The 26,737-nt window shown below is 65.4% G+C and carries 31 protein-coding genes; 12 read left to right on the forward strand and 19 right to left on the reverse strand.

Annotated elements, in window-relative coordinates:
• Nucleotides 1-14: 14 nt before the first annotated feature.
• Nucleotides 15-1,811, reverse strand: coding sequence for a DNA primase family protein (locus tag DL238_RS04925; RefSeq protein WP_181883825.1), 1,797 nt, complete (start codon nt 1,809-1,811; stop codon nt 15-17).
• Nucleotides 1,812-1,996: 185 nt separating this feature from the next.
• On the opposite strand from DL238_RS04925, the gene DL238_RS04930 reads away from it, so the two are divergent.
• Entirely contained in the window at nt 1,997-2,737 is a 741-nt protein-coding gene (locus tag DL238_RS04930) for a hypothetical protein (protein WP_115491241.1), read from the forward strand.
• Nucleotides 2,738-2,763: 26 nt separating this feature from the next.
• Here the strand turns inward: DL238_RS04930 and DL238_RS04935 are convergent, their stop codons facing one another.
• Genes DL238_RS04935 through DL238_RS04970 form a run of 9 tightly spaced genes read right to left on the reverse strand, consistent with a single transcriptional unit; the run spans nt 2,764 to nt 7,475 of the window.
• Nucleotides 2,764-3,426, reverse strand: a complete 663-nt coding sequence (locus DL238_RS04935) for a hypothetical protein (RefSeq protein WP_115491242.1) — start codon at nt 3,424-3,426, stop codon at nt 2,764-2,766.
• Nucleotides 3,423-3,563: a hypothetical protein gene (locus DL238_RS16045; RefSeq protein WP_181883826.1), complete on the reverse strand. Its 141-nt coding sequence runs from the start codon at nt 3,561-3,563 to the stop codon at nt 3,423-3,425. The genes DL238_RS04935 and DL238_RS16045 overlap by 4 nt, the downstream gene beginning before the upstream one ends.
• Nucleotides 3,560-4,099, reverse strand: coding sequence for a helix-turn-helix domain-containing protein (locus DL238_RS04940; protein WP_115491243.1), 540 nt, complete (start codon nt 4,097-4,099; stop codon nt 3,560-3,562). Before DL238_RS04940 ends, DL238_RS16045 begins: the two co-directional genes overlap by 4 nt.
• Nucleotides 4,096-4,725, reverse strand: coding sequence for a methyltransferase (locus DL238_RS04945; RefSeq protein WP_115491244.1), 630 nt, complete (start codon nt 4,723-4,725; stop codon nt 4,096-4,098). Before DL238_RS04945 ends, DL238_RS04940 begins: the two co-directional genes overlap by 4 nt.
• Nucleotides 4,725-5,666, reverse strand: coding sequence for a ParB/RepB/Spo0J family partition protein (locus tag DL238_RS04950; RefSeq protein ID WP_181883827.1), 942 nt, complete (start codon nt 5,664-5,666; stop codon nt 4,725-4,727). The genes DL238_RS04945 and DL238_RS04950 overlap by 1 nt, the downstream gene beginning before the upstream one ends.
• A gap of 50 nt (nt 5,667-5,716) precedes the next feature.
• Nucleotides 5,717-6,091, reverse strand: a complete 375-nt coding sequence (locus tag DL238_RS04955; protein ID WP_115491246.1) for a hypothetical protein — start codon at nt 6,089-6,091, stop codon at nt 5,717-5,719.
• Complete coding sequence (locus DL238_RS04960) at nt 6,088-6,642, reverse strand: hypothetical protein (protein ID WP_115491247.1); 555 nt, start codon at nt 6,640-6,642, stop codon at nt 6,088-6,090. The genes DL238_RS04955 and DL238_RS04960 overlap by 4 nt, the downstream gene beginning before the upstream one ends.
• 3 nt (nt 6,643-6,645) lie before the next feature.
• A complete protein-coding gene (locus DL238_RS04965) occupies nt 6,646-7,116 on the reverse strand; it encodes a phage regulatory CII family protein (protein WP_115491248.1) in 471 nt (156 codons plus the stop codon).
• Nucleotides 7,113-7,475, reverse strand: coding sequence for a hypothetical protein (locus DL238_RS04970; protein ID WP_115491249.1), 363 nt, complete (start codon nt 7,473-7,475; stop codon nt 7,113-7,115). The genes DL238_RS04965 and DL238_RS04970 overlap by 4 nt, the downstream gene beginning before the upstream one ends.
• An 89-nt stretch (nt 7,476-7,564) precedes the next feature.
• On the opposite strand from DL238_RS04970, the gene DL238_RS04975 reads away from it, so the two are divergent.
• Nucleotides 7,565-8,302: a S24 family peptidase gene (locus tag DL238_RS04975; RefSeq protein WP_234030969.1), complete on the forward strand. Its 738-nt coding sequence runs from the start codon at nt 7,565-7,567 to the stop codon at nt 8,300-8,302.
• A gap of 56 nt (nt 8,303-8,358) precedes the next feature.
• Here DL238_RS04975 and DL238_RS04980 read toward each other — a convergent pair whose 3' ends face one another.
• Together DL238_RS04980 and DL238_RS04985 are read right to left on the reverse strand one after the other, a co-directional pair.
• Nucleotides 8,359-9,228, reverse strand: coding sequence for a hypothetical protein (locus tag DL238_RS04980; RefSeq protein WP_147290992.1), 870 nt, complete (start codon nt 9,226-9,228; stop codon nt 8,359-8,361).
• 12 nt (nt 9,229-9,240) lie between these two features.
• Nucleotides 9,241-9,885, reverse strand: coding sequence for a hypothetical protein (locus tag DL238_RS04985; RefSeq protein ID WP_115491252.1), 645 nt, complete (start codon nt 9,883-9,885; stop codon nt 9,241-9,243).
• A gap of 135 nt (nt 9,886-10,020) precedes the next feature.
• On the opposite strand from DL238_RS04985, the gene DL238_RS04990 reads away from it, so the two are divergent.
• From DL238_RS04990 to DL238_RS05010, 7 genes are all read left to right on the forward strand, one after another.
• A complete protein-coding gene (locus DL238_RS04990; RefSeq protein ID WP_115491253.1) occupies nt 10,021-10,290 on the forward strand; it encodes a hypothetical protein in 270 nt (89 codons plus the stop codon).
• Nucleotides 10,287-10,718: a hypothetical protein gene (locus DL238_RS04995; RefSeq protein ID WP_115491254.1), complete on the forward strand. Its 432-nt coding sequence runs from the start codon at nt 10,287-10,289 to the stop codon at nt 10,716-10,718. The genes DL238_RS04990 and DL238_RS04995 overlap by 4 nt, the downstream gene beginning before the upstream one ends.
• On the forward strand, nt 10,715-10,846 hold the full coding sequence (locus tag DL238_RS16500) for a hypothetical protein (protein ID WP_267897121.1): 132 nt from the start codon (nt 10,715-10,717) through the stop codon (nt 10,844-10,846). Before DL238_RS04995 ends, DL238_RS16500 begins: the two co-directional genes overlap by 4 nt.
• Nucleotides 10,843-10,986 (forward strand): hypothetical protein, encoded by a 144-nt coding sequence (locus tag DL238_RS16050; protein WP_181883829.1) that lies wholly within the window; start codon nt 10,843-10,845, stop codon nt 10,984-10,986. The genes DL238_RS16500 and DL238_RS16050 overlap by 4 nt, the downstream gene beginning before the upstream one ends.
• Nucleotides 10,983-11,132 carry a hypothetical protein gene (locus DL238_RS16055; protein ID WP_181883830.1) on the forward strand — a complete coding sequence of 50 codons (150 nt, stop codon included), beginning with the start codon at nt 10,983-10,985 and terminating at the stop codon, nt 11,130-11,132. The genes DL238_RS16050 and DL238_RS16055 overlap by 4 nt, the downstream gene beginning before the upstream one ends.
• Before the next feature lie 193 nt (nt 11,133-11,325).
• Nucleotides 11,326-12,435, forward strand: a complete 1,110-nt coding sequence (locus DL238_RS05000; RefSeq protein ID WP_115491255.1) for a tyrosine-type recombinase/integrase — start codon at nt 11,326-11,328, stop codon at nt 12,433-12,435.
• 300 nt (nt 12,436-12,735) lie between these two features.
• A complete protein-coding gene (locus DL238_RS05010) occupies nt 12,736-14,943 on the forward strand; it encodes a TonB-dependent receptor (protein WP_115491256.1) in 2,208 nt (735 codons plus the stop codon).
• A gap of 77 nt (nt 14,944-15,020) precedes the next feature.
• Here DL238_RS05010 and DL238_RS05015 read toward each other — a convergent pair whose 3' ends face one another.
• The 6 genes from DL238_RS05015 to putA form a co-directional block, all read right to left on the reverse strand.
• Nucleotides 15,021-15,503: a DoxX family protein gene (locus DL238_RS05015; protein WP_115491257.1), complete on the reverse strand. Its 483-nt coding sequence runs from the start codon at nt 15,501-15,503 to the stop codon at nt 15,021-15,023.
• 48 nt (nt 15,504-15,551) lie between these two features.
• Nucleotides 15,552-16,724 (reverse strand): saccharopine dehydrogenase family protein, encoded by a 1,173-nt coding sequence (locus tag DL238_RS05020; RefSeq protein WP_115491258.1) that lies wholly within the window; start codon nt 16,722-16,724, stop codon nt 15,552-15,554.
• 585 nt (nt 16,725-17,309) lie between these two features.
• Complete coding sequence (locus DL238_RS15910) at nt 17,310-17,822, reverse strand: STM3941 family protein (RefSeq protein ID WP_147290993.1); 513 nt, start codon at nt 17,820-17,822, stop codon at nt 17,310-17,312.
• A 106-nt stretch (nt 17,823-17,928) separates the two neighbouring features.
• Nucleotides 17,929-18,483 carry a dCTP deaminase gene (gene dcd / locus DL238_RS05025; RefSeq protein WP_115491259.1) on the reverse strand — a complete coding sequence of 185 codons (555 nt, stop codon included), beginning with the start codon at nt 18,481-18,483 and terminating at the stop codon, nt 17,929-17,931.
• A gap of 70 nt (nt 18,484-18,553) precedes the next feature.
• Nucleotides 18,554-19,078, reverse strand: a complete 525-nt coding sequence (locus DL238_RS05030) for a hypothetical protein (protein WP_115491260.1) — start codon at nt 19,076-19,078, stop codon at nt 18,554-18,556.
• 51 nt (nt 19,079-19,129) lie between these two features.
• Nucleotides 19,130-22,300 carry a bifunctional proline dehydrogenase/L-glutamate gamma-semialdehyde dehydrogenase PutA gene (gene putA / locus DL238_RS05035; protein WP_115491261.1) on the reverse strand — a complete coding sequence of 1,057 codons (3,171 nt, stop codon included), beginning with the start codon at nt 22,298-22,300 and terminating at the stop codon, nt 19,130-19,132.
• Nucleotides 22,301-22,483: 183 nt separating this feature from the next.
• Between putA and DL238_RS05040 the strand changes: the two genes are divergently transcribed.
• The 3 genes from DL238_RS05040 to DL238_RS05050 all read left to right on the forward strand — a co-directional run bounded on the left by DL238_RS05040 (nt 22,484) and on the right by DL238_RS05050 (nt 26,040).
• Nucleotides 22,484-23,266: a Crp/Fnr family transcriptional regulator gene (locus tag DL238_RS05040; RefSeq protein ID WP_115491262.1), complete on the forward strand. Its 783-nt coding sequence runs from the start codon at nt 22,484-22,486 to the stop codon at nt 23,264-23,266.
• Between the two features lie 120 nt (nt 23,267-23,386).
• Complete coding sequence (locus DL238_RS05045) at nt 23,387-24,130, forward strand: Crp/Fnr family transcriptional regulator (protein ID WP_115491263.1); 744 nt, start codon at nt 23,387-23,389, stop codon at nt 24,128-24,130.
• Between the two features lie 188 nt (nt 24,131-24,318).
• Nucleotides 24,319-26,040, forward strand: a complete 1,722-nt coding sequence (locus DL238_RS05050; RefSeq protein WP_234030970.1) for a BCCT family transporter — start codon at nt 24,319-24,321, stop codon at nt 26,038-26,040.
• Here DL238_RS05050 and DL238_RS05055 read toward each other — a convergent pair.
• Nucleotides 26,037-26,714: a response regulator transcription factor gene (locus DL238_RS05055; RefSeq protein WP_115491264.1), complete on the reverse strand. Its 678-nt coding sequence runs from the start codon at nt 26,712-26,714 to the stop codon at nt 26,037-26,039. The two genes, DL238_RS05050 and DL238_RS05055, sit on opposite strands and share 4 nt — an antisense overlap.
• Between the last annotated feature and the right edge of the window lie 23 nt (nt 26,715-26,737).

Genomic DNA, 26,737 nt, shown 5'->3' on the forward strand with positions numbered 1-26,737 from the left:
CTTTAGTTCCCTCGCTAATCATCGCCCGGCACCCATTCATTGGGCACCCAGTCGTCCGCGGAACTCCGCGGCGGAGCATCGCCCGCCGCCATATCGACCGGGCCTGACCAGTCGCCATCGCGGATCGCTTGCGCGCTGACCCCGTCGCGTAGATGGATGCCTATCCACCACACGCCATTACTGGTCTTCTGCTCGAACCCCTTGTCCAGCATCGCGGCCTTGAAGCCTTTGTTGGTCCAGCTGCTCGCGCCCGCCTCGTCGGCCCACGCACAATAGGCGTCGAACAGAGCCTTCGCCTTCACACGGCAGCGCCCGGGCGGATCGTCCTCACCCACTTCGCAGGTGGCGGACAGGAAGCGGCCCAGATCGTCGCTCTGGTCGCGATAGGCGGCGGTCGCCTTGCGGACCGCGTCCGGCTCGATCAGTCCGTGCGCGCGCCAGTCGACCAGGCCCTCCAGCAACCGGTTCAGGATCCCGCTCGCCTCGCCTTTCAACGTTTCGGGCAAGCTGCGATCCACCTCGGAAGCGTCGATCGTAACCCCCCAGGGGACCAGCTGCATGCGCCGCCAAATGCCATCGCTGGTGTCCTTCACCTGCGGCTTGTGGTTGCCCGAAATCGTCATCTTAAAGTCGGGCAGGAAGGTGAAGAAACCCTTGTTCAGATGGCGCGCGTCGACCGGGTCGCCTCCGGTCACCATCTTGATCAGGCCTTCGTTCAGCCGCGCGTTCTTTTCCGGCTCGGATACCCGCAGGAACCGTACACCGGGCAGGCGGGCGATGTCCGGCGTCGCCTGGTCGCCGCGGCGCTTGATGCCGGAGTCGAGGAAGCTTTCGATCGGGATGCTGCCGGCATAATCGCCCGCCAGGTGCGCCACCGCCTCCACCCAGGTGCCCTTGCCGTTCCGGCCCGAGCCGTAGAAGAACGCCAGCTTCTGTTCGCCGATGTCGCCCGTCAGCGAAAGACCACCCCACTGGTGGATGAACCGCCGCATCGCGGCATCGGGTTGCACCCGCAGGATGAAGGCATCGTACACGGGCGACGTCGCTGCGGGGGAGAACTTTACCGGCGCCAGCTTCGTGATCAGGTCCGCACGGTCGTGCGCAAACCGTTTGATCCGCCAGCCATCGGTCTTCCACTTGCTGACATCCCGCTCCCCCTGGGCGCGCCTTTGGGCAATCTCGTCTAGCGACCTCTGCACACGGTTCGGTACGATCCGCAGCGTGCCGTTCAGCACGTTGATCGCCATGCGATCCTGGTCGAGCTGCTCGGGGCGGATCGCGATATCGGCGAAGCTCTTGGCCAGCTTCGCCACGCTGGCCAGCTTGCCGCTCGTCTCGCTCGCCTTGGCATGTGCGGCGATCGCGTCGCTCCAGAGCTTGCGCTTTCCGGGCGCGGTCGCCAGCGCGAAATCGCGCACGTCGCACTCGCGCACGAATTGCGCGCGCGATCCGTCCTCGTCACCGCGCAGATAGGCATCGATTGCATCGTCCTGCTTCTCGCCCGCCCACTCGAGGAACGTCTCGAGCTGCGCGTCGGACAGCCCCTGCGGGCGATTGCACCCGAGCGCGGCGATGAGGTTTGCCTCGTTCCGGATCGCGCGGATCGCATGGAACACGCTCTGCATCACCTCGGCCGGCAGTGCGTCCTTTTCCTCCGACAGCAACTTCCACCGCCGCCCGTCCCACCGGAACCAGCCCATCACGTCGCAGAACCGGAAATCGTCGCCGTGCCGCAGGCGCCACCGCTCCGCATTGCCGAGGTCGGTCAACGGCAGGTGCGCGCACGCTAGATCGGCTTCGGGTTCGGGCAAGGCACGAATGCGGCCGGACTTCCTACCGTCGGCGCTGCGTGAAGGCCCCTCGACCGCGGGCGTGCTAGCCCCAGCTCCAAACACAGTGGAGCCCCCAAATGGATTACGTGAAGTCATGCTGAGGGCTGGCCGAGGTCAGCAGGTTGCGGCAACAACGTGCTACGGCCGCACAAAAGGGGTAGGAAATGCTGTTGCTCTTGCTGGATTTTCAAACTGTCGAGTTTCGCCTCGAAACCAACGAAGCGATTCCGGCAGAACTCTCTCTCGCGATAACCGCCGAGATCGTGCGATTGGCGAAATTGAAGTCTGCCTTTGGCCGCGACACCCCCATCGAGATCGTCGAGATTGGTCGAGGCAGTTTGGTCATCAGGCTCAATATCGCTGCGGCGATTGCCACAATTGCGAGCTTCGCGCTCATGCTGGAGGATCGGGTGCGTTCCAACTCTGGCAGATTGCCCGAATTGGTGGCCGAGGCATGTGTCGATCACGGAGCGACAGAATGTCGTTTCAAAGGCGGTGACGTCGAATTTTCTATCACGCGGCATGAGATGCCGGCGGTCCAACAATATATGGACGTGCCAGGTGAGAGCTTCCAAGAGAAGCGTAGCAATTTGCTGAGGCCTGAAGAGAATCAAATACCAAAGAGGACAGTGGGCGTAGCGCCTGCTGAACTGCGCGTGGCGGGCGGGGAGGCGCATTTTTCGCGGCGACCCCGGCAAGCTTTCGTCGGAAGCTTCGTTCATCAGGGGGTCGAGCCGGTTTTCGTCAACGCGCGGGATGAACGAACGTTCGTTCCGAAGGGGAAGATCGACTGGGAAACGATAAACTTCGGTAATCAGTACGTGGTGATCGGCCGGTTGGTCGAGGGTGCCGAACCTGCTTTGAGGATTCTCGAAGTCGAAGAATATTTTGAGGGGACGGGCTGATTTCCAGTCTTTTCTGTTCGTCGCCATCATGCCGCCCTCCGCTCGTTAGCCGGACGGATAGGACCAATCTCGCGCACGCCGGGTACACCACCAAATCGCAGCAGCCCGCGTAGTGCCGCGCCCGCTCCGCGATCGCAGCACAGCTGCACATCTTCACCGAGGCTGCGCAGGTGATGTGGCGCCACGCTCCAGTCGAGCACGCAAATGCCCTCTCCGCCCGATCGCATCCAGTCGATCGGTGTTGCTTGTATTCGCAGCCTCTGCGCGTGGTCCCAATGAACAGCCGGATCGCACCGCTCGAATGCTTCGTGCCCCAGGCACCATGCCGCGCCGCGCCGCAGAGCCCAGCTATCCGGGTTTTCGGTCGATAGCGAGACGATATCGACCAGTACGCCTTGTTCGCGCACGCCCACCAGCAGGCGCGGTTCGGTACCTTCCGGCTCCCACAACATCGGCCCGCGCGCGGGTGATGTAATCGCAACCCTGGCCACGGCGAGATCGCCGGCACCGTGCAGCACGCCGAAGATGCGGGGTGCCACGCCAAGTTCGAACAGGCGCTGCATTCCAGCTGCGCTCATCGGTTGCGACGTCGCCAGTCCCAGCAGCTCGTCACGCAGGTCGCATCCTCCGGCCAGCGCCGCGTCGAAATCCGCATCGTTCGCCAAGGCAAGATAATCCATTCCGATCATGCCGGCACCTGCGGGCGGCGATCCGTCGACCGCTCTCGCCCGTGCGTTTGCGCATGGTGATCGATCCAGTACCGCTCCCACGCCAGCAGCGTGTCCGCCACCGCGCCGCTCCCGCAAAGGAGGTCCGCAGGTCTCATGCTTTGTCCGCCTCGCTCTGCGCAACGCGCGCCAACAGGGCGTCGGCCTCGGCATCCACATCCGCCTGGATCGCGGCGAGTACGCGGGCCTCGTCATCCGAGACCTCATTTTGCGAAACGCTCTGGGTAGCGGTCTTCGCGCCTCCGAAGGCTCGCAGAGCGATTTCGTCGAGACGTTCGGGCGAGAATGCAGCGGACTGCCCCCGCGCGGCATATGGCCGCGCCGCCTCCAGGATCGCGTCGGTCTGGCGGCGGAAGGTCTCGCACGCATCGCGGCGCTTCTCGACCTTCTGGATCGCATAGATAATCGTCGAATGGTCCCGGCCCGCCATTACGCGGCCGATCATCGGATAGCTGAGGTCTGGAAACAGGTTGCGCAGAACCCAGCAGCAGATGAAGCGTGGCACGCCGAGGTTCCACGTCCGGCTTCTGCCGAGCAGCATCGCGGGCTCCAGATGGTGTATCTCCGCAACATAGGCGATCACCGCGCGATGCTTTGCGCCGGGCGTCCAGTTATCGAGCCAGCTCTTACTCATGCCGCAGAGTCGTAGTCCGCCGCGCGCTCTAGGCGCTTGCGGCAAGGGGCTATCCAGTCGAATGTGGTGTCACAGTCATCTCGATCGTCGAGCCAGACTAACCAGGCATAGGCCGTGGCCGTGGATCCATCGGGCGAAAGCTTGCCCTTGTGCATCACCACCCGTTCCGAGAACTGGAGTACATGCGATGGCGGATTTGCCGAGAACAGCCTCTCGTGCCGCCCGACACCCTCGAGGAACGCAGTTCGCACGATCATCGCGAACCCGAACTCACTGGTCAGAGCAGCCTGCGCAACGAATTGCTCTGCCAGCTTGAACGGCGGGTTTGTAATCGTGAAATGGACCGGCTCGGGCTGCCCGAAAAGATAATCCCGCACCGGGAAGCCGACGCCGTAGTCGTGCACGTCCGATGCTTCGACTCGATGGAAAAACTCCCGGAGCGCCGCGACCATGTGCCCCCGATTCGCGGCAGGTTCGCGCACCGTGAACGCGGAAAGGTCCTCGCCGCGTTCGCTAAGCCACTCGCACAGTGCGCGGGTCGCCCACGGCGGCGTCGGAAAGTCGTCTAGCGAATCGTGCGGCTCGCTACGCTGTTGCATTACTGCGGAGGACCGGTTCTGGCTCATCAGGCAGCCTTCCGCAGGCTGCAGAACCGGCTCTTGCAGCCCTCCGCCTGGTCGCGTCGCACGCGCATGTCGCACTGGTCGCACCACGCCATGCCATCGGCATCGGAGGGGAACACGATTCCTCCGCGCGGATCCTTCGGCGCCTGACCCACCGTCGCATGCGCGCGCGAGGGCCAGCGAATTTCACGGATGACCTGCCTCGCCGCTCCGGCCCGGCCAAGGTCGGGCCGTGCGGCGCTGCGTTCCAGCACTCGCTTGCGGAGGCCCTGCTGCCCGATCGATCCGAGATCGGCGGTGAACTTCGCGAAGTCGCCTTCCGGAAACGCCCGGCCGTCATCCATCTGCTCGGCGCAAACCGAAACGATGCCGGGCCACACCGTGCCGGCATATTGCAGCACCGTCCCCGCGAACGCCGTCGCCAGCACCTGCAGGGCCTCGCTCGTGACCCGCGAACCTTCGCGGCGCCAGCTGCGCTGGATGCCGCCGATGATCGAAAGCTGGCCGGGCTTCCATGCGGTGTAATTGCTGTGCGCGGCCAGCGCGAGGTCAGCATCTGTCATCGCACGCATGATCGCGCAGGCTTCGTCGTCCTCGCTCGCCAGCGCGGCCTTGAACAGGTCGAGCGGGCCCAACGGTCGCCGCTGCTGGTTCAGGTGAACGAAACTGGCCGCCTCATCTTCCGCGCCCGAGGAATCCACCACGACGCACGGCAGTTGCAAGATATCGCCGCGCATCCGCGCCGCCGCGAGGCGATGCTGGCCATCGATCACGTACAAGCCCTGATCCGGACGCCGCGCGACGACGAGGGGCTGGCACAGGTCCCAGTTCCAGTGTTGCGCGATCCGGCGGATCAGCGCTTTGGATTCCCCGCTCTCGATGCTGCGCTGGTAGCTACCATCGATCGACAGCTCGGATGGCTGCAGGAACTGCAGCACCGGCATCCGGCCGAGCGGCGGATTGACTTTGAGACGTGACGTCGCAGCACGTGGCATCAGACCCCTCCCGTTTGAGTAAGCGCGCCGAGCGGTGCAAAGGGCTTGGCCCCGTCGACCTCGGCCATGTTGCGATGCTTGCGGAACGGGTAGGGCTCGCTGATCGCGGTGCCCGCAGGCGGCACCAGCGCCTCTCCCTCGTGAAGACCGCCGGTCAGATCGTCGATCAGGATCGACAACGCCCGCGCCGTGTGATGCGCGTAATCGTGCTCGTCATGCCCGCGCGATGCGATCCGCAGCGCGTTCTCCCGCTTGCGCGTCATGTAGGCCAGCACGTCGCAGCGCTCCGCACGCTGCCCGGCTCGCTCGCCCACGCTCTCTCCCGCCTCGAAATCAACGAGGTCGGCGGGGACATGGCAAACCAGACCGTTCACGACCTTGCCCCCCGCGTCCGCCCATTCGGAATCACGATCGCCGGGCGCTTCGCATCGCTCCGGTCGATCCGCACACGCCCTTCGCTTTCGAGCGTCTCGAGCAGGTACTGCGCCCGCCGCCGACCGCGGCTTCCGCGCGGCAGCTCCAGCACGCGCGCAATATCGGCGAAGCTCGGGCAAGGGCGCTTCTGCGCGGCGAGGCTGCGCAGGTGACGCGACAGGCGCGACAGCTCGCCCCGCGCATCCTTGCCCCGCGCACCGCGCGGCTTGGGCGCCGTGCGCGGCCCGGCGCTCGCCTTGCGCGCGCAGTAATCGAAGCAATGCGCCCGCGTGGAGCGCCGCTGGAACAGTGCGGCTTTGCCGCTACGCTCCCACTGCCGGGCGAGGCGGGCAACCGCATGATCGCCGAGCACGGGGCCGGTGGCATAGACGATCTCGTGCCCCTGCGCGGCAGCCTCGAGCCACTTCGCCATCGCCTCCGGATCGGCATAGGTCGTCAGCGGGCCGATTTCGTAGCGCGCGGTATCGGATGGGGTGACGGCGGCACGCATGGTTCATTCGCGCCCCTTGTCTTGCGGAGGCAGCACCAGCGCCTTCATCCGCGCCAGCGCGGCCTGCGCGTCATCGATCTCGCGCGCGACATCGTTCCGCTCCATCCGTTCGAACGTGCCGTCGCTCAGCGCGTCGCGCAGGCGCGCGGCGATATCGCCGACCTCGCAGGTCACCGCGATCATCGCGCCGGTCACCGCGTCCGCGCCCATGTCGGGATCGGGCAGGCGGATCGCGACATGCCCAAGCTCGGCGGCAAGCGCAGTCAGGATCGGCGGCACGCGGCCCTCGGCGATGGCGATCTCGTCCAGCGCCAGCGCATCGTGCACCATCGGCAGGTCGGCATGGTTGAGATTGTTCCACCGCCCCACCTGGGCCTGCCCGACGCGATCGACCGTCGCCCGCGCACCGTCGATCCCGCCGCAAAGCGCGATGGCGGCGCGGGTCGCGCGCTTGAGGCGCCCGAACGCGCTCATGCCGCGCGCTCCCTCTCCTGTCCTGAGCCTGTCGAAGGGAGGAGAGAAACATCATCCGTCTTTATCGAAGACGGAGTGCTGGTTTCGGCGGTAACGCCTACCACATGAGCCAGCTCGACCGCCTCCTGCGAAACCGCACCCTCAGGCCAGTTCGCCGGATCGATCAGGTAGCGCGCGAACTTCTCGAGCGTGTCCGTGCTGGGGCCGCGCGGCATCCGGTCGAGGTCGTTGAAGAACCCGCTGTGGTTCACCACAACCCGACCGAGCTTCGCCAGAGTGGCATCGGATTCTTGGGCCCACGCGTCGGCGGCTGTTCGCAGACGGTCGACAAGCGAAAGAGGGGGTGCGGGCTTGTGCATGGGCGGTACGTATGATGGGTATCCCCATCGCCTGTCAACCGGGAATTCCCACTATTCCCGTGAGCGGGATTTCGTGGGAAAACCCGCCAATGGCAGAACTGGCGGAAATCCTGCCGTCGCGCATTCGCGAACGGCTCGAGAAGACCGGCAAATCGATGCGCGCCGTGAGCGTCGCAATCGGTGCGAACACTGGTTACGTCCGCGATCTTCTCGATCCGGATCGTTTCAACGTGCCTTCCTCGGCCCGGCTACATGCGTTGGCAAAAGCTCTGGAAACGTCGACCGAATATTTGCTCGGCGAGGCGGCTTCCCCCGATCAACTCAAAAGCGAAGTCTCGATCGGCGCGGGCGAGATTGATTTTGACCGCGATCGCAACGCAAGCGAGCCGATTCCCTTGATGGGAACCGGTGACTGCGCGGATCTGTCGGTGACCGATGATCAGGGGCGGGAAGTCGCCATCGAGCGCTCCAGCTTCGATCCCGATTTCCACGTTCGCTATATCCGCCGTCCCGCGATGCTGGCCGGTCGGCGTGGCGTCTATGCCATCTATTTCCACGGATCGTCGATGGAGCCACGCTTCTACGCCGGCGAGGTCGGCCTGGTCGATCCCAATCGCCCGCCCGGCCCGGGAGAATACGTACTGGTCCAGCTCAATTCTGGCGACAGCGACGAGGTGGTCAGCGTGCTCGTCAAGAAGCTCGTCCGCCGCAACGCGCAGGAAATCGTTCTAGAGCAGTACAATCCGGCACTCACCTTCACCCTGCCGCTCAGCAAGGTCCAACGCGTCCATCGCATCATGCCGCAGACCGAGCTGCTGTTCGGTTGATCCGTCCCGTCGGCGGGCCACCTGCCGTGATTCCAGTCTGCTGAACGACCCCGGCCTCATCCATCTTGCTTATCGCGCGTGGTCTTGCGCCCGTGGTGTATCGTCCAGGCGAGGGCGATCAGTGCGATCAGCACCCCGATAAAGCCCCAAATCGTAGCGGGTGAAGTTACGTAGTGATGCAAGAGGTCGACATTGGTGACCTCTACCTGCATCGGCTTCTCGTAGATTTTTCTGTCCTCGTCGGGTATGGACCGGCCGCCATAATCGATGATGTTCCGTGCGATTAGCCGCAGTGTGAAATCTTCGGTGCGCTCGGCCCTGACCGACCATTCGACCGTGGTCGAACGGTTCGGCAGTACCGTCACCCGCCTCGCGCGATCTGGCGCGATCGAGACGTCGGAATCTCCGGTCGTGAGCTCGACTTCGACCAAGTTCGCCATAGGGTCCGCTCGCGACACCTTTTTGCCGCTCAACCCGATCAGCTCCTGGAACTTCTCGCCTTGCGGATTGAGGACGAGCCGGACGGTCTCGGGCTGGTTGTAGCGCACGGTCTGAAGCTGATTGAACTCGCTCTCACGGACCGGCAGAGCTTCGAATATTCGCTCGGTCAACTCACCTTCGCGCTCCATTCGGACTATTTCGGTCATCGCCTCATCGACCACCGTATCTTCGATCATCTTGTCATCGACGATCGCGTCTTCGGCCATTGCATCTTCGGCCATCGTGTCTTCGGCCATCGTGTCATCAACGATCATGCCTTCGGTCGTTGAGGTTTCACCCCTCCGATCGTCGCTATAGCGCGCGAGCAGTCTATCTTCCGGAGTGTTCCAAATCCCTCTTAGCGTCGCGGCAAGCAATGTCGCCGCGATGATGACACCGACCGCGCAGCCGATTGCCTTAGCCTTGTTGCTCGGCTCCTCTGCCATACGCAGTTCCCCCTAGCTTGCTTCGTCTCCCAGCAGTTGGTCGAGGTCGGCGCCCGCCTTGGTCGCAACCGCCGCTCCCCCGGCCGCACATGCAAGTGTCGCAGAGTTCGCGCTATCCAGATCGGATCGGATGCCCTCGACAACCGAGGGGCGCATGTCGCCATCGAACAACTCAGCTGCCTTCCCCGCAGCATCGCCTTTGAGCATGGCAGCAATCTGGCACGATTCGCGGGCTTCATCAGCCTCTTCTTCGAATGGTTCGAGCACTTCGGGCAGCGAGATCTCGCGATATGCAGACCAGGCCGATTCGCAGCCGCTCTCGGCTTCGCGGGCGACGCGGTAGCCACTATAGACATCGCCCGACCCGTCGCCGACCGCAGTCATCGCGGTGCCCAGCTCGCCTATCCTGCTGTCGCATCCCTGCATCCGGGTGGTGAGCTGAAGATACCACTGCGCAATGTCGGCCTGCTCGGTGTCGCTGAGCTCTGCCGTATTAGGCGCCGCGGTCGCCACAGTCTCGGCACCCTCGGTCTCTTCCGGATCTGGGCCAAACAGAACCCCGAGTACTACCAGTCCGAAAAAGGCTCCGCCTGCGACCAGGCAACCCTTGCCAAGTTTGCCGGACTTTTTTCCCTCGCCCCCGCCTTCGTCGGACATTTTTGACCTCCCCTGTTGCCGGAACATTGCGGCACGACCCGCCCCAACACAACTCCGATGGGTATTCCCGCCATTTGTTATTGACGATGGTAAAACCCATCATTATCTCCCGCCGCCATCGCAAGGGAGACCATCATGCTCGCCACCATTTCCGAATTCCCCCACGCAGGCAGTCGGGGCTACTGCGTCGGCACCGCCGATCCGGTCACCATCATCCGCCACAATGCGGACGGTACCGCGCTCGTCCGCCGCGAGCCGCGCGCGCACGAACTGCGCAACCGCGATGCGAGCGGCAACACAACCATCGCACTCGACGATCTCTTCGCGACCGAGGGTGAGGCGTTCGATGCCTCGGTCGCCCGGAAGCCGAAGCCGCGCCGCACGAAGCGGAAATCTCGGGCATGACCCGCGCCGCCGCAATCATCGCCGCGCAGGAAACCACCCGCCGCATCGCCATGATCGACGAGGCGGAGGATGCCGCGCGGATCGATGCCGGTCAGGCGCGCACCCTGCGGGCCTGCTGGCTCGCGATCGCCGCCGCCTGCGGCGCGCACCGCGAGCTGCCCCAGCTGGTCGGTCACACGAAGCTCGCCTATCCGCCCCATCGCGCGGGTGAGCCCGCCACCTTCCACTACGCGCCCGAGGATTTCATCCACCGCAGCGCCTGGCAGGGCGAGCTGCGCCGCGCACTCGCCACCGCCCGCGGCAAGGCCCGCGCCGACACGAGCGAGGCGAACTGCCGCCGCGTCTCGGTCCTCCTGATCATCGCCATCGCCGCCGGCGTCGTCCCGCTTCCGGCGCGTGAGCGACCACCGATGGAGATGGCCGCATGATCCCCCGCCTGCTCGACCTCGCGCAGGACGCGCTCGCCTTCCTCGCCACCGCCACCGGCATGCTGCTGGTGCTCCACATGATCGACCGGATCGTGTTCGGCCTCACCCTCAACGGAGTTCTGTCATGACCTTCGACACACCCGACCGTTACTGGGACCGAAAGGACCGCCGCGAAATGCGCCGCCGCATCGCCGTCGCCGTCGCAGGGGGTGCGCTGGCCTTCATCCTGGTCATCGCTCTCGCCGCCGGCATGGGGCTGGTCCGATGACGGTCACGATCGACAGCGAAAGCCCGGCGGGCGCGCGCCGCGCGGTACATCAGCCCGCCGCGACCTGCGCGGCCTGCCGCCTGACCAGCTGCAACCATCCCGATCCCGTCTACAAGGGCATCGTTCCGCTGCGGGAGCGGAAATGACGACCGGCTGCCAGACGCTCGACGCGGGCAAACCACCCGCCAAGTGGGTCGAAATCCTCGGCGAGCGCGGGATCGAAGTGTCCGAACGCACGCTGCGCCAGCGCGCGAACGAGCTGGGGGCTTGCCACAGGCTCGGTCGAGCGATGATTATCACCCCCGCGCAGATGGACGCGATTCTCAAGGCAGGTGAACAATGCCCCTCGAACCCTACGCCCGTGGCTCTACCTGCTGGGCGCGCGGCCGCATCGAATACAACGGCCGCAAGATCGGGCGGTACATCCGCTGTAGCACTGGAGCAGCTTCGGAAGCGGGCGCATGGGACTGGTGCCGGGAAGAAGAAGAGCATCGCATCCGTGCATTCCTTATCGGCGAAGAGGCGGCAGAACGGCCGCTGACCTTCGCCGATGCGGTAATCGCCTATGATGCGGACCCGCTGACAGCCAAGTTCCTGATCCCGATCGTCGAACAGATCGGCGACATGCCGGTGAACGACATCACGCCCGAACAGGTGCGCGATCTTGGCCGGGTTCTCTATCCCCACACCGGCACCGATCTCTGGCACCGACAGGTCATCACGCCGGTGCGCGCGGTGATCAATCACCTGCACCATCGCGATCGCAAGCGCTGCAACCCGATCAGGATCCGCGCCTACACGCAGAAGGAAAGGCTCGACCAGGACAAGCGGCGAGGGCGCAGGAGCCGGCGCGAGCGGCGGCCGGGAAGCTGGCCATGGCTGACGAAGTTCTGCGCCCACGCTCCCCCGCGGGTCGAGGCGCTGGCACTGCTGATGTTCGTCACCGGGGCGCGGGTAGGGCAGGCGATCGCCATGCACCCGCACAAGCATCTCGACCTTGCCAATGCTCGCGTGTGCATTCCCGGCGCCAAGGGGCTCGACGATCGCTGGATCACGATCCCGGATTACCTCGTGGCAAAGCTGGAGGGGATCGCGCCGCGCGTCCCCCGGGGCTGGGATCGCCGCCCGGCGAATTTGCGCGTGTTCGGCTACGCCGATCGCGGTGGGCCGCGCAAGGAATGGAATAAGGCGATCGAGGCGGCGGGCATTGAACCGCTGTCGTTCCACGAGGCGGGCCGCCACGGCTACGGGCAGGAAATGAAGGTCCGCCAGGGCGTCGATAGCGAGGCTGCGAAGGCCTACGGCGGGTGGTCGCGATCGAGCCGCGTGTTCGACGAAACCTATACCCACGCCGAGGATGCCGAGGCCAAGATCTTGGCCGCATCTCGTACAGGACGCGTACAAGCCGGAATCGAAACACTCCCGCAACCCAAGGAAAAGCTGGCCTAAGCGCCGATTGGCGCGATTCCTTGCCAAGGTTGGGGTCGGGCGTTCGAATCGCCTCGCCCGCTCCATTTTCTGCGACATCGATTGTCCCGTGTTTGCGGGCCGGATTTTCCGGCGCCGCGACGCGTCGCGCACGAATCGCGCCCGCGCGGCCATCGGATCACGCTTTCGTCCCGTAACCCGACAAACCGACCGGCGGCTGACGAGACCGGACCAGCGCCCTCGCAGCGGGGTTGCGCCAGCCCGATCGCGCTGCTAGCGGCGGATGATATATTATCACTAACTCACGGGATCGCCCATTCAATGAAGAAGACCGCAACCGGCAGCCTCCCGCTGCTCGCTCTCGCAATCGCGCTCGTGCCGCAGAGCGTTCAGGCTCAGCAGGCCGAGCCCGAGGCGCAGACCAATCCGGGCAGCGAGGATGTGGACGACGATTTCCACAATCGCGCCGATGGCGGCGTCGACATCATCGTCAGTGCCGGGCGATCGATCCAGGATCTGGACGTGCTGGCGGGCACCTCGGTCGTCGAGGGTCTGGAGCTTCAGAGCAATATGGACGGGCAGGTCGGCGAGATCCTCGAAAGCCTGCCCGGCGTTTCGGGCACGGGCTTCTCCCCCGGCGCCTCGCGCCCGATCCTGCGCGGTTTCGGCGGCGAGCGTATCCGAGTCCTGACCGACGGCGTCGGAACGCTCGACGCCTCCAACACCTCGGACGACCACGCGGTCAGCATCGACCCGCTGACGGTCGAGCGGATCGAGGTTCTGCGCGGGCCCGCCGTGCTGCTCTACGGCAGCCAGGCGATCGGCGGCGCGGTCAACGTGATCGACAAGCGCATTCCGCGCAGCATCCCGGACGAGCCGATCCATGTCGACGGTCTGGCAAGCTACGATTCGGTCAACGACGAATACCGTGTGGGCGCATCGGTCGACGCGCCGCTGGGCGGCGGCTTCGTGGCCCACGTCGACGGCAGCTACCTCGATGCCGGCGATGTGAAGATCCCCGGCTACGCGCTCACCGAAGATCTGCGCGCAGACCTGCTTGCCGATGCCGCCGCGGAGGAAGGCGAGGGCGAGCTGGAAGAAGCCGAGGAACTGCGCGAGCAGGCCAATGCGCGCGGCGTCGTGCCCAACACCTTCGTCGAGACCTATTCGGTCAACGGAGGCCTTTCGCTCATCAGGAACGGCAGCCGCTTCGGCTTCGGCGCGGGCTATTACGACACGCTCTACGGCGTGCCCGAGAACCCGACGGGCGGCCATCACCACGAGGAAGAGGGTGAAGAAGACCACGAAGGCGAGGAGCACGGCGAAGAGGGCGTATCGATCGGCCTCCAGCAGTTCCGTGCCGACTACAGCGGCGATATCGAGCTGGGCTCGGGTTTCCTCGGCCGGCTCGTGACCCGCGTCGGCTACAGCGACTACACGCACACCGAATATGAAGGCGGCGAGGTCGGCACCGTATTCGATGTCTCCGGCTTCGAAGGCCGCGCCGAATTCGTGCAGAACCCGCTCGGCAATCTGCGCGGGTCCTTCGGCGCGCAGTTCTACATCCGCGATTTCGAGGCGGTGGGCGAAGAAGCGTTCGTCGCGCCTAACGAGACAGAGCAGTTCGGCTTCTTCACGCTGCAGGAACTGAGCTTCGGCAATCTGCAGGTCGAGGGTGCAGGCCGCTTCGAAACGAACAGTGCGTCGTCCGTCACGCTGGGCGTCGACCGGCAGTTCGACATCCTCTCGGGCGCGCTCGGCCTCTCGTACGATCTCGACGGTTTGCGGATCGGCGTGAACGGATCGCGCGTGGGCCGCGCACCGGCGGGCGAGGAGCTGTTCGCCAATGGCCCGCACGTCGCGACCGGCCAGTACGAGGTCGGCGATGTCGACCTCGACATCGAGCGCGCCTGGGGCCTTGAAGGCTTCGTCCGCGGCAATCTTGGCCCGGCGAGCGTGAACCTGACCGTCTTCGGCAGCTGGTTCGACGATTACATCTACCTCGACAACACCGGCAGCTTCGTCGACGAGGAAGGCGATGCGGTCCCGGACGGCGACGAGGAAGCGATCCCGCTGTTCGCCTACCTCCAGCAGGATGCGCGCTATCTGGGCGTCGAGGCGGAATTCAGCCTGCCCCTCGTCGAGAGCGACGGTTTCGCGGTCATCGGCGAAGCGAGCGCCGAGTACGTGGAGGCCGAGCTCGACGACGGTTCGCCCGTTCCGCGCATCCCGCCGCTGGGCCTGATGGGCGCGCTCACGGTGCAGACGGGGGCCTTCGACATCCGCGGCGAGGTCGAATATTTCGGCGAGCAGAACGACGTGCCCGCCTTCGAAAGCACAACCGACGCCTTCACCTTCGTCAACGCATCGGTCGCCTGGCGCCCGGTGCGCGGCGACAGCAATGTCACCCTGCTGGCGAAGGTGGAGAACATCTTCGACCAGGAAGGCCGCCGCGCCACCAGCTTCACCCGCGATTACGTGCCGCTGCCCGGGCGCAACCTCTCGGTCAGCGCGCGCTTCAGCTTCTAGGCCGGACCTCCCCCCTCCTCCGGCCCGGACCGGGGCGGCTTCGCGAGAGGCCGCCCCGTTTTTCGTTCGCGCCGCGCTCAGCCGCCGGACGGTTCGGCGGCCAGCCGCGCTTCGGCCTCGCGCGCGCCTTTCTCGCGCGCCTGCGCCTTCGCCGCGCGGATCTCCGCCCGCCGGGCCCGATCACGCTCGCGCCAGATGTCGAGCGAACCGCGAGCCTGCCCGTAGGCGAAGACCATCAGCAGCCCGCCCGCGATCGCCAGATTGCGCAGCGCGGCCTGGAGCACTGCCGGTTCCGACACCTCGCTGTGGAAGACGACGATCGTCGCCAGTTTGAAGCCGCACAGTAGCACGCTGCTGATCCGCGTCATGAAGCCGATCGCGAGGAAGACGCCGAACACCAGCTCGAAGATGCCCACCGGCAGCGCGATATCGGCCGGCAGGGCGATCGCCTTGTCGATGAAGGCCTGCGTCTGCGCCACGTTCATCACCTTGGTGACCCCCGAGACGATGAAGATCAGCGCCAATAGGATGCGCCCGAAGACCGAAGCAAGAAACGCCATCTCGAACCTTTCTCCGTTGCCACGCCCCGTTTGCGATTCGCCGAAAAGCTATTCCTCGACCGCGAAGGTTAGCGCGGCGTGTTCGCGCAGCCGCACGACCAGATCCTCGCCGAGGATCGAGCCCGGCGTCCCGATTCCGCCCGGCGCATCGCTTTCGAGGAGCGCGATACCCGTCTCGCCGATCATGCGGCTGGTCGAGCCATAGCCCGGATCGTAGCGGCCCTTGACCGCGTAGCGCAGCGTTTCGCCAGCGGCAGTCTCGCCCACGAAGAGGACGTCGTAATAGCCGTTCTCGCGCTCTTCGGGCGTGGGGCCTTCGCCCGGCTTGGGCGGCTTGGAACCGAAGGGGTTCTTCATCATCTCGGCAGCTGCATTGGCCGCCGCCTTGCCCGCTTCCCCGGGGCTGGTCAGCACCATCTCGTCGTAGCGGAAATCCTCGCCGTAAGGGTGCCCGCGCAGGAAATTGGTGCGGTGGACGTTCTTGGTGTTGATCGGCGCCATCACGAAGGGCGCGGCCCACTTGCCCAGATCGCTCTCGTATTTGGGGATCATGCCGTTCGCCTGATCGGGCCCTTCGAAACCGGGCGTCAGGCCGAAGGGGCTGCGCATGATCTTTATGAGCGAGGGATCGCGCGCCATCGCCTTCATGCTCTCGGCAAGGCTGGCGGCGGTGCCGCCGCTGAAGGTGCCTTTCATCGCCCGCACGCGCCCGCGCACGCGGCTGCAGGGCTTACCGAACCGGTCCTGCGCCTCTTTCTGCAGCATCAGCACGCCCAGATCGAAGGGGATCGAATCGAAGCCCGAGGAAAAGCTGATCCGCGCCCCGCTGGCCTTCGCGTCCTCGTGATACTTGTCGATCATCTGCCGCATCCACGCGGGCTCTCCGCACAGGTCGGCATAATGCGTGCCGGACTTGGCGCAGGCGGCGAGCAGCGGTTCGCCATAGAGCTGGTACGGCCCGACCGTGGTGATGATGACCTTCGCCTGCTCGCACATCTGCGCGAGACTGGTGGCGTCGGCGGCATCGGCGACGATCGTGGGGGTGGAGTCGGGCGCGCCGATTTCGCGCTTCACCTCGGCCAGCTTGTCCGGATTGCGACCCGCCATCGCCCATGTGGGAGCATCGGGCCTGTCGCCATATTCGCGCAGGAAATGCTCGGCGACGAGGCGCCCGGTATACCCGGTTGCGCCGTAGATCACGATGTCGAATTCTCGTGCCATATCTCAATCCTCATTCCCGTTCGCACCGAGGCCTTTGCAGGCCTTCATCTCTCCCACGTCACCCCCGCGCAGGCGGGGGTCCCGCTTGACTGGATGGCGCGCACCATAAGCAGAAGCGGGATTCCCGCATTCCCGGGAATGACGGAGGTGTGAGGTGTGTGTGCTTTGGAAGGGCTGGCGAGTCAAAGCTGCACCGCCCCCAACCTGCGTCGCACTGCCAGCCTTCGCCCATAGACGAGCGAATGACGGCGACATGCGCGCGGTGACAAGGGTGACACGTGTCACCCGAGTGTCACCCTGAAAAGCTCGTGGGGAAACAAGGCCATACGGGCTGAAGGCGACACTTTGCCGTTTTTTGGCGGGAGATTCCGCACCTGCGCGCGAAAGCGGATCGATAACCGGCATGGGGCGCTGGAGGAATGCGGCAGTCATGGCTGGTGCACCATCGCAGGCGCGCTGCGAGTAGGAAAATGGGGAATGGATAGGGCATCGCGCAATCGCCGGGGCTCTGTGACCTCCGCTACCGTCTCGTTGCCAATTTATACTAGAAGGGCGGGAAGTGGGTGGGGAGCGGACACCAGTAAGTCAGGTCTTGGGACTTCTATACGAGGCTATCGCTGCCATAGCTTCATCATAGCCACGATCGGTGCCCGTCAAAGAAATGGCAATGTCGCCACCTGTCAGCATTCGACTTGCCCCCCTTAGCTTTGCGGCTAGGCCTCGCCCCGGGAAGCAGGTGGGCTCGTTTAGGTGCAAGACGATGGTATTCTGACCGTTGTAACTCCAAGAAGTCACATCCGATATCTCCGACCACGGAATGATGTCGTCGGACCATGGACACCACTGTATTCCTGAGGGACCGATCTGCAACTGCGGCCGGTCATCGAAGAATTTCTTGGCGATCGCGAGGGCGCATAGACCAAAGAAAAATATGCAGAGCCAACCAATGGCAATGCCGTAGGTGGTAGGACGCCTAGTTGAGCTTGGAGCCTCGCCGAACCCACCAACAAACCAAATTCCGAGCGCGACAAAGCCTGCCGCGATTAGAAAAATCGCAGCCAGACGCCAACGAGAGTTATGCGCGACAAATTCCTGCATCAAAGCGATGATGAGCGTATCTGATAGTGTCCGCAATGGGGTCGCAAGCGGACAGTCGGCTCTGCGTCAAAAGGGCAGTTAAGTGGCTGCGTCTGAACTCTCCCCCCTACAACCGCGGCAGCGTGACCCCGCGCTGGCCCATATATTTGCCCGCGCGGTCCTTGTAGCTGGTCTCGCAGCGTTCGTTGCCCTGCAGGAACAGGAACTGGCACGCGCCTTCGTTGGCGTAGATCTTGGCGGGCAGGGGGGTGGTGTTGGAAAATTCCAGCGTCACGTGGCCTTCCCAGCCCGGCTCGAGCGGGGTGACGTTCACGATGATGCCGCAGCGCGCATAGGTGCTCTTGCCGAGGCAGATAACCAGGACATCGTCGGGCACGCGGAAATATTCGACCGTGCGCGCCAGGGCGAAGGAGTTGGGCGGGATGATGCACACGTCGGTCTGCCGGTCGACCAGGCTGTTCGCGTCGAAGGCCTTGGGGTCGACGGTCGCCGAATTGACGTTGGTGAAGATCTTGAACTCGTCCGCCACGCGGGCGTCGTAGCCGTAGCTCGACAATCCGTAGGAGATGCAGCCGTCACGCCGCTGCGCCTCCTCGAACGGTTCGATCATGCCGTGCTTTTGCGCCTGCTCGCGAATCCAGCGGTCCGATTGAATGGCCATGACCGAGTGATGTGGAACGCCATGCCCCAGCGCAAGTCCATGCGGACCGATTATCCGCCGCGCGGGCGTGCTAGAGCTGTTTCGCGCCGAGCTTCGGGTTGAGCTTCGCCACGTGGTTGAGCCACATCTTGGGGCGCCGCAGCATGGTGGCGGGGTAGGTCACCTTGAGTCCTGCGAGCTGCGCCATCCGGCCCACGAAGTGGATGCAGTTGCGCCGGTCGAGGTCGTAGAACTTGCCCGGCGCGTTGCGCCATGCGGCGACCTCGCGCTTCACCCGCGCATATTGCGCATCGCTGAGCGTGACGGTGAAGTGCCGGTTGGTGCTGCGGATGCTCTTCTCGCTCTCGGTCATGATCGTGTGCTCGACCGGGCCGTTGAGAATGGCGGGAGTGGTGTTCTTGGCGGTGAAGCCGAAATTCTCGTCCACCCGCGTGCCGTCGTCGAGCGTGCCTTCGAGGACCACGAAGGCGTGCGGGTAGCGGCCGAAAAGGACCGACCCGTCGAACGAGTGGAAGTGCATCTGCACGTCCGCGAAGGCGACATGGGACCAGCACAGCGTGACCAGTGCGACGAGCAGCTTGAGCGACTTGAGCATGGCGGCCGCGTTATCAGATTCGCGCGTGAAGCGGAACTGAATGCTTTTGCGTCAGAGGCTTGCCAGCAAGGTCGCGTTGCCGCCCGCCGCGGTCGTGTCCACCGTCACCACGCGTTCGGTCGCGAAGCGGCTGACATAGTGCGGGCCGCCCGCCTTGGGGCCGGTGCCCGACAGGCCTTCGCCGCCGAAGGGCTGGCTTTCGACCACCGCGCCGATCTGGTTGCGGTTGACGTAGAAATTGCCGACCTTGATCTTCGATTCGACCAGGCGGCGGGTTTCCTCCACGCGGCTGTGCAACCCGCAGGTCAGGCCGAAGCCGACCGCGTTGATGTCGTCGACGACCTTGCCCAGATCCTTCGCCTTGAACTTGGCGACGTGCAGCACGGGACCGAAATTCTCGCGCTGGAGATGGCCGATGCCTTCGATCTCGATGATCGTGGGCAGCACGAAGCTGCCGCGGGCGAAGGCCGGATCGTCCTCGGCGCGCCAGATCGTGCGGCCGATCGTGGCCGAACGCGCGACGTGCCGTTCGAGCGCGGCCTGCGCGTCGTGGTCGATCACCGGGCCGACATCGGTCTCCAGATCGGTCGGGTCGCCCACGGTCAGCGCCTGGAACGCGCCGCGGATCATCGTCAGCATTTCCTCGTAGACGTCTTCCTGGATGTACAGGACACGCTGTGCCGAGCAGCGCTGGCCCGCGCTCTGGAAGGCGGATGCGACGACATCGCGCGTCACCTGTTCGGGCAGCGCGGTCGAATCGACGATCATCGCGTTCTGGCCGCCGGTCTCCGCGATCAGCGTGGCGATCGCGCCTTCGCGCGCGGCGAGCGAGCGGTTGATGGCATGCGCGGTCGCGGTGCTGCCGGTGAAGGAGACGCCCGAGATGCGCTGGTCGCTGGTGATCAGCTGGCCGACTTCGCCGCCGCCGGGCAGCAGCTGGAAGACTTCCCTGGGGATGCCCGCCTTGTGGCACAGGTCCACCGCCAGCGCGGCGATCAGCGGGGTCTGCTCCGCCGGCTTGGCAACCACCGTGTTGCCCGCCGCCAGCGCGGCCGCGGCGGGGCCGATGAAGATCGCGAGCGGGAAGTTCCACGGGCTGATCGTCGCGAACACGCCGCGTCCGGCCAGCTTCAGGTAATTATGCTCGCCGGTCGGGCCGGGCAGCTCGGTCGGCTGCGTAAACAGGCGCCGCGCTTCCACGGCATAATAGCGCAGGAAATCGACCGCCTCGCGCAGTTCGAGCACCGAGTCGACGATCGTCTTGCCCGCTTCGAGCTGGCACAGCGACAGGATCTCGTCGGTATGCGCTTCGAATTCGTCCGCCGCCGCTTCGAGCAGGCGGGCGCGCTTCTCGCCGCCCAGCGCATCCCAGGCCGGCTGGATAGCTTCGGCGCGCGCGAGTGCATCATCCACTTCCTCCGCGCTCGCGTCGCGCCGCGTGCCGATCCGCATGCCGTGGTCGAAGGGGGCGGTGATCGGTGCGATCTCGCCCGGCACCTCGGCCTTGAAGGTCGGCGCGGCTTCCCACTGCCGTTCGCGCATGTCGTGCAGGCGCTTGAGCAGCGGCTGGCGCACCAGCGGATCGGCGAGGTCGATCCCGGCGCTGTTCCTGCGCCCGGGGAAGATATCCTTGGGCAGCGGGATCGCGGGATTGCGCTTGGGTTCCATCGCGGCAAGCTCGGCCACGGGGTCGCCCGCGAGCTCTTCGGCCGACAGGTTGGAGTCGGCCATGCGGTTCACGAAGGAGCTGTTGGCGCCGTTTTCGAGCAGGCGCCGCACCAGATAAGCCAGCAGGTCCTTGTGCCCGCCGACCGGCGCGTAGATGCGCACGGGCGTCTTGTCGTTGCCCTCTGCTTTGGCGAGCGCGGCGTAAAGCTCTTCGCCCATGCCGTGCAGGCGCTGGAATTCGAACTTGGTGTCTGCCGCCGCGCGGTGCTTGATCGCGGCGATGGTATAGGCGTTATGCGTAGCAAAGGCGCCGTAGATACGGTTCGGCGCGCCCAGCAGCACGTCGGCGCAGGCCATAAAGGATACGTCGGTCGCGACCTTGCGGGTGAAGACGGGGAAATCGTCGAGCCCCGCCACCTGCGTCACCTTGATTTCGGTATCCCAGTACGCGCCCTTCACCAGGCGGACCATGAACTTGCGATCGTATTTTTCGGCCAGGTCGATGACCCAGCGGCACAGCGGCACCGCGCGCTTCTGGTAGGCCTGCACCGCGAGGCCGAAGCCTTCCCAGCGCGAGCCGTCGGGCCGCACGAACAGCGAATCGTCGGCGGCCATCGCCTCGATCACGTCGAGCGAAGGCTCGAGCCGGTCGGCCTCTTCGGCGTCGATCGTGAAGTGGATGTTCGCGTCGCGCGCACGGCGGGCGAGATCGCTGAGGATCGGCACCAGCGTGCTGACCGCCTTCTTCGCGTGGAAGATGTCGTACTTGGGATAAAGCGCGGTCAGCTTCACCGAGATGCCGGGGCTGCCGGTGATCGTGCCGTCGCTCTCGCTCTGCAGGCGCTCGATCGCTTCGATATAGGATTTGCGGTAGCGTTCGGCGTCGGCGAAGGTCATCGCCGCCTCGCCCAGCATGTCGAAGCTGTGCGTCAGGCCCTTGGCGCGCTCGGGTCCCGCGCGCTTGAGCGCTTCGCCGATGTTGCGGCCGAAGACGAACTGGCCGCCGAGGATGCGCATCGCCTGCCAGGTCGCATTGCGGATCACCGGTTCGCCCAGGCGGTTCGCCGCGCCGCGCAGGGTGCGTTCCATCCGCTTGTGATGCAGATCGGGCTTTTCGAGCACTTCACCCGTCAGCATGAGCGAGAAGGTCGCGGCGTTGACGAAGGTCGAATCGGACTTGTTGAGATGCTCGCGCCAGTCGATCTCGCCGATCTTGTCGCGGATCAGCGCATCGGCGGTGCGCGCATCGGGCACGCGCAGCAGCGCCTCGGCAAGGCACATCAGCGCAATGCCTTCCTTCGTGTTGAGCCCGTACTGATAGAGGAATGCGTCCATCCCGCCGACGTCGCGTTGCCGGGCATCCCGGATGAGCGAGACCGCGGACGCATGGATCTGGTCATGGTCGCGGCTGTAATCCGCCGCCTCCGCGAGGCGTTCCTCGACGCAGGCTTCCTCCTCCTGCCGGAACGCGCGGCGTACGGCGTGCCGGTCCAGCGCTTCGGTGCTGGAGATCGGGCTGTGGTCGGCGGGCGGATTCTTCGTCAACATGTCCATACTGGTGTGGGAGGTGGACCCGACCCGGTCGCATATCAAGCTTTGCGTAACCTTTGCGAAACCTTTGCCCGATCGGCAAGGCAGACCGCGCGCGGCAAGAGGGCGGCCCCTCGACGTTTCGCGCAGGACGTTCTAGGCCGGAAGAATATTCTATCGTCGGCGCCGGACGGGGCCGGAGGGGCTATGACACTCGAAGACGAAATGCGGGATTTCCCGCTGACCGGCCGTTTTCTGTTCGGCCGCCTGCGCGATACGCTGACCCGCGAAGAGCGCGAGAGGCTGGAGCAGCTGCCCGAGGAAGTCGCGACCTACGAAAGCAGCTCGCGCATCGTGGAGTCCGGAACGGCCTGCGGGCGCAGCACGCTGCTGGTGGAAGGTTTCATCATTCGCGGGCTCGAGCGGACCAATGGCAGCGGCACGCGGCGCTCCGCGCTCAGCGTGCACGTGCCCGGCGATTTCGTCGACCTGCACTGCTTCGCGCTCAAGCGGCTGGATCACAATGTCGATACGATCGGCCCGGCCAAGCTCGCCTACGTCCCGCACGAGAAGCTGCGCGAGGTTCTGCGCGACGCGCCGAACCTCGCACGCCTGCTGTGGTCGTCCACCCTGCTCGATGCCGCGATGCACCGGCAGTGGATCCTGAAGCTGGAGCAATTGACCACGCCGGGGCGCATCGCGCACATCTTTGCCGAACTCTGGCGGCGGCTGGAGATGATCGGGATGGCCGGGAACGACGGTTTCAGGACCCCGCTCACACAGGCGGACCTGGCGGACATGAGCGGCGCGACCGCCGTCCACGCCAACCGGGCGCTGCGCGAATTGCGCGAAAAAGGCGTGGCCGAGTTCAAGCGCGGGCGGGTGACGGTGGCTGACCGCGCAGCGCTTGAAAAATATGCCGGTTTTGCGCCTGACTACCTCTACGGAGAGGGCGAGCTGGCGCTCCGGCGCGAACATTTCGCAATCTGATGGGGGTAATTGGGGGTATTGCCAGCTAATACCCCGAAGCTAACATGCATCAGTAGACGATACCTGCGACGCCTGTCTATCGCGACAGGCAGTACGAAACGAGTGGAAAGACAGGGGGCGATGGAGTTTCCGAACACCGGGGATTTTCTCGCTGGTCGACTTCGTGACAAGCTCGATCACGAAGATCTCGCTTTTATCGAATCGCTGGTGACCGAGCGGCGCGATGCGGCGACGGGCGATGTCCTGCTGGAACGCGGGAAGGTCGCCAATGTCAGCACGATCCTGCTCTCGGGCTATATCTTCCGGACGATCCAGAGCAAGGATCGGCGGTTCATCGTCGGTATCCACGTGCCCGGCGATTTCGTCGACCTGCACGGCTTCGCGCTCAAGCGGCTCGATCACGATGTGGTCGCGGCGGGACCGATCTCCTACGGCATCGCCCCGCACGAGCGGCTGCGCGAGGCGCTGGAAGAGCGGCCCCGGGTGGCGCGCGCCCTGTGGTTCGCCACGCTGCTCGACGCGGCAATCCATCGCAAGTGGATCCAGATGCTCGAACAGCTCGATGCGCCGCGCCGGATCGCGCATATCTATTGCGAGCTGCACCGCCGGTTCGAACTGATCGGGCAGTCCAATGCGCGCTCGCTGCGCACGCCGTTCACGCAGATCGATCTCGCCGACATGTGCGGGGTCAGCGCGATCCACGCCAACCGCGCGGTCGGCAAGCTGCGCGAGCTGGGGCTCGCCGAAATCCGTCGCGGCGACCTCTACACCTCGGACTGGGATGCGCTGCGCGACTATGCGCAGTTCCAGCCCGACTACCTCTACGGCGACGGGCCGCTGCGCTTCGACCAGGACTGGCTCTGACGCCGCTCGGCCCGGCGTATCTCCCGGAAGTGGGAGATACGCGGTTGCCGCCGGTGCATCCATTTGCCACAAGCCGTCGCCAGAGGGAGGCATCGGGGCGCTGCCTCGCCCGGCGCGCCCATCGTCCGAGAGTCGCGTGCGACGCCGCGGCAATGCCGCCACCAACAGCACGACTGCAGGAGCGCATCTTGGCCGAACCATCCCTTGCGAGCGACGACGGCAAGATGGCCGAACCGCTCACCGACCTGCCGATCGGCACCGCCGACAGCGGCTTCTATCGCGGGTTCAGCACGCATGTGACGATCCCTGGCAAGCTTGCCGTGGCGATCCTCATCGGTTGGGTGATCTTTTTCCCGGACATGGCGTCCGAAGCGCTGAGCGTGGCCAACACGACGCTGATCGCGGCCTTCGCGGGCTGGTACGTGTACCTCGTCGCGGCGCTGACGCTGGTCGCGCTGGTGCTGGCGATCATTCCGCAATCGGGTACGCTGCGGCTGGGCGCGCCGGGCGAAGAGCCCGAGTTCGGTGCCTTCTCATGGTTCGCCATGCTGTTCGGCGCCGGCATCGGCATCGGCCTGCTGACCTATTCGACCGGCGAGCCGCTGTCGCATTTCCAGACCAACCCGGACACGATCCGCGGGCTGGTGGAGCCGGCCTCGGCGGGCAACGTGCGCACGGCCTACATGTACACCTTCCTCCACTGGGGCTTCGCCGCGTGGTCGACCTATGCGCTGGTCGGGCTGGCGGTGGGCTACGTCGCCTATCGCCGGGGCCTGCCGCTGACGATCCGCAGCGCGCTCGCGCCGCTGTTCGGCACCCACATGTCGGGAATCGTCGGCCATCTGGTCGACGTGGTGGCAGTGGTCGCGACCATCCTCGGCGTGGCGGTGACGCTCGGCTTCGGGGTCGAGCAGTTCGTGACGGGGCTGGATCGGTTGGGGATGGGTGGCTGGCTGCTGACCGGCGACGGCTCCGCATCGCCAGCGGCGATCATCATCGCCGTAACGGTGCTGGTCGGGGCATCGACGATCTCCGCGATTTCGGGCGTCGGCAATGGCATCCGCCTGCTCTCGAACCTCAATATGGCGCTCTCCTTTCTCCTGCTCGCCGTGTTCCTGATTTTCGGGTCGGGGCTGTTCGGCCTCGAACTGCTCGGCGTGGGGCTGTTCGACTACATCCGCACGCTGCCCTCGCTGGCGCTGACGCTGTTCTCGCCCGAAGGATCGCCGATCAATGCCGAGCTGTCGCAATGGCAGCTCGACTGGTCGGTGTTCTACTGGGCCTGGTGGATCGCCTTCGCGCCTTTCGTGGGAATGTTCATCGCCCGGGTCTCGCGCGGGCGCACGGTGCGCGAATTCGTGCTCGGCGTGGTGCTGGTGCCTTCGCTGATGGGCTTCGTGTGGATGACCATGGTCGGCGGCACCGCGATCGATCTGGAGCTGAGCGGCGCTGCCAAGGGCGCGATCCTCGATGCGACGATGTCCGACCAGCTCTATGCCACGCTGTCGGTCATGCTGAGCGGTCCTGCGGCGAACCTGATGGCGGGGCTGGTCGTGCTGCTGCTGCTGACCTACCTCATCACCTCCGCCGACAGCGCGATCCTGATCATCAACACGATCAACGGCGCGGGCGAGGACGACAACGAGCGGCGCCGCCATATCCTGTTCTGGGGCGCCGCGCTGGGCCTCGTGGTGGCGAGCATGCTGATCCTGGGCGGGATCGACGCGCTGCAGACGACGATGATCATCGGCGCGCTGCCGTTCTCGGTCGTCGTCGCGCTGATGGCGGTCGCGCTGATCAAGGCGATCGTGTTCGATATCCTGCGCAAGCGGCAGGGGGTGGCGACGCATGGCGAAGCGATCCTGTCGGCGCACGCCGCCGCGACCGGGGATCGTCCCCGAGGAGGCTAGCCGATCACGCTGCCGGCATCGCCGTCGCCCGATCCCGGCTGGTCCGTAAGTGTTTCATCTGCCGGCAACCCGTCGAAAACGCCGCCTTCGGCCGCAATCCGGATCGCCTGCGCACTGTTGGCGACGCCGAGGCGAACGAGGATCGCCGCGCGGTATTTCTCGACCGTGCGCGGACTGATGTCGAGCTGCTTGGCGATCGCCTTGTTGGTCCCGTGGGTGACGAGGCTGGCGAGCACTTCACGCTCGCGCCCGGTCAGTCTGGCCAGGCGCGATTGCGCGACCGCGCTACGGCGCTTGCGTTCCAGATCGGCGCGCATCGCGGGTTCGATCCGCGCGATCTCCTCGGAAAAGCCCGCGAAGGTGAAGGGCCATTCGAGGTAGCTCTGTGCGCCTGCCTGCATAGCGGCGACCACGTGTTCGAGCCGCGGCGCATCGGCATAGGCGAGTACCGGGACCAGCCGCGGGTCGTCCCGCAGCCGCTCGCACAGGCTGGCGGCGGCACCGTTCGTGTCGGCGACCAGCGCGAGCCCCTGCGGGCCGCCATCGACAGCGCCGAAGGCCACGAATTCCTCGCTCGCTTCGAAAGGTTCGGCGTGCAGTCCGCCCTGGAGCAGCACGCGGCCGACCTCGGCGCGCCGTTCGGCATCGGTATCGATCAGGAAGATCGTGTTCATCAGGCCCCCGGTTCGCCGCGCGC

This window comes from Alteriqipengyuania lutimaris (assembly GCF_003363135.1).
Taxonomy (GTDB): Bacteria; Pseudomonadota; Alphaproteobacteria; order Sphingomonadales; family Sphingomonadaceae; genus Alteriqipengyuania; species Alteriqipengyuania lutimaris.

Bases quoted from the DNA above. Each gene is read 5' to 3' on its own strand.
- DL238_RS04930 (WP_115491241.1), top strand. From the start codon at position 1,997: ATGCTGTTGCTCTTGCTGGATTTTCAAACTGTCGAGTTTCGCCTCGAA.
- DL238_RS04935 (WP_115491242.1), bottom strand. From the start codon at position 3,426: ATGATCGGAATGGATTATCTTGCCTTGGCGAACGATGCGGATTTCGAC.
- DL238_RS16045 (WP_181883826.1), bottom strand. From the start codon at position 3,563: ATGAGACCTGCGGACCTCCTTTGCGGGAGCGGCGCGGTGGCGGACACG.
- DL238_RS04940 (WP_115491243.1), bottom strand. From the start codon at position 4,099: ATGAGTAAGAGCTGGCTCGATAACTGGACGCCCGGCGCAAAGCATCGC.
- DL238_RS04945 (WP_115491244.1), bottom strand. From the start codon at position 4,725: ATGAGCCAGAACCGGTCCTCCGCAGTAATGCAACAGCGTAGCGAGCCG.
- DL238_RS04950 (WP_181883827.1), bottom strand. From the start codon at position 5,666: ATGCCGGTGCTGCAGTTCCTGCAGCCATCCGAGCTGTCGATCGATGGT.
- DL238_RS04960 (WP_115491247.1), bottom strand. From the start codon at position 6,642: ATGCGTGCCGCCGTCACCCCATCCGATACCGCGCGCTACGAAATCGGC.
- DL238_RS04965 (WP_115491248.1), bottom strand. From the start codon at position 7,116: ATGAGCGCGTTCGGGCGCCTCAAGCGCGCGACCCGCGCCGCCATCGCG.
- DL238_RS04970 (WP_115491249.1), bottom strand. From the start codon at position 7,475: ATGCACAAGCCCGCACCCCCTCTTTCGCTTGTCGACCGTCTGCGAACA.
- DL238_RS04975 (WP_234030969.1), top strand. From the start codon at position 7,565: ATGGCAGAACTGGCGGAAATCCTGCCGTCGCGCATTCGCGAACGGCTC.
- DL238_RS04980 (WP_147290992.1), bottom strand. From the start codon at position 9,228: ATGGCAGAGGAGCCGAGCAACAAGGCTAAGGCAATCGGCTGCGCGGTC.
- DL238_RS04985 (WP_115491252.1), bottom strand. From the start codon at position 9,885: ATGTCCGACGAAGGCGGGGGCGAGGGAAAAAAGTCCGGCAAACTTGGC.
- DL238_RS04990 (WP_115491253.1), top strand. From the start codon at position 10,021: ATGCTCGCCACCATTTCCGAATTCCCCCACGCAGGCAGTCGGGGCTAC.
- DL238_RS04995 (WP_115491254.1), top strand. From the start codon at position 10,287: ATGACCCGCGCCGCCGCAATCATCGCCGCGCAGGAAACCACCCGCCGC.
- DL238_RS16500 (WP_267897121.1), top strand. From the start codon at position 10,715: ATGATCCCCCGCCTGCTCGACCTCGCGCAGGACGCGCTCGCCTTCCTC.
- DL238_RS16050 (WP_181883829.1), top strand. From the start codon at position 10,843: ATGACCTTCGACACACCCGACCGTTACTGGGACCGAAAGGACCGCCGC.
- DL238_RS16055 (WP_181883830.1), top strand. From the start codon at position 10,983: ATGACGGTCACGATCGACAGCGAAAGCCCGGCGGGCGCGCGCCGCGCG.
- DL238_RS05000 (WP_115491255.1), top strand. From the start codon at position 11,326: ATGCCCCTCGAACCCTACGCCCGTGGCTCTACCTGCTGGGCGCGCGGC.
- DL238_RS05010 (WP_115491256.1), top strand. From the start codon at position 12,736: ATGAAGAAGACCGCAACCGGCAGCCTCCCGCTGCTCGCTCTCGCAATC.
- DL238_RS05015 (WP_115491257.1), bottom strand. From the start codon at position 15,503: ATGGCGTTTCTTGCTTCGGTCTTCGGGCGCATCCTATTGGCGCTGATC.
- DL238_RS05020 (WP_115491258.1), bottom strand. From the start codon at position 16,724: ATGGCACGAGAATTCGACATCGTGATCTACGGCGCAACCGGGTATACC.
- DL238_RS15910 (WP_147290993.1), bottom strand. From the start codon at position 17,822: ATGCAGGAATTTGTCGCGCATAACTCTCGTTGGCGTCTGGCTGCGATT.
- dcd (WP_115491259.1), bottom strand. From the start codon at position 18,483: ATGGCCATTCAATCGGACCGCTGGATTCGCGAGCAGGCGCAAAAGCAC.
- DL238_RS05030 (WP_115491260.1), bottom strand. From the start codon at position 19,078: ATGCTCAAGTCGCTCAAGCTGCTCGTCGCACTGGTCACGCTGTGCTGG.
- putA (WP_115491261.1), bottom strand. From the start codon at position 22,300: ATGGACATGTTGACGAAGAATCCGCCCGCCGACCACAGCCCGATCTCC.
- DL238_RS05040 (WP_115491262.1), top strand. From the start codon at position 22,484: ATGACACTCGAAGACGAAATGCGGGATTTCCCGCTGACCGGCCGTTTT.
- DL238_RS05045 (WP_115491263.1), top strand. From the start codon at position 23,387: ATGGAGTTTCCGAACACCGGGGATTTTCTCGCTGGTCGACTTCGTGAC.
- DL238_RS05055 (WP_115491264.1), bottom strand. From the start codon at position 26,714: ATGAACACGATCTTCCTGATCGATACCGATGCCGAACGGCGCGCCGAG.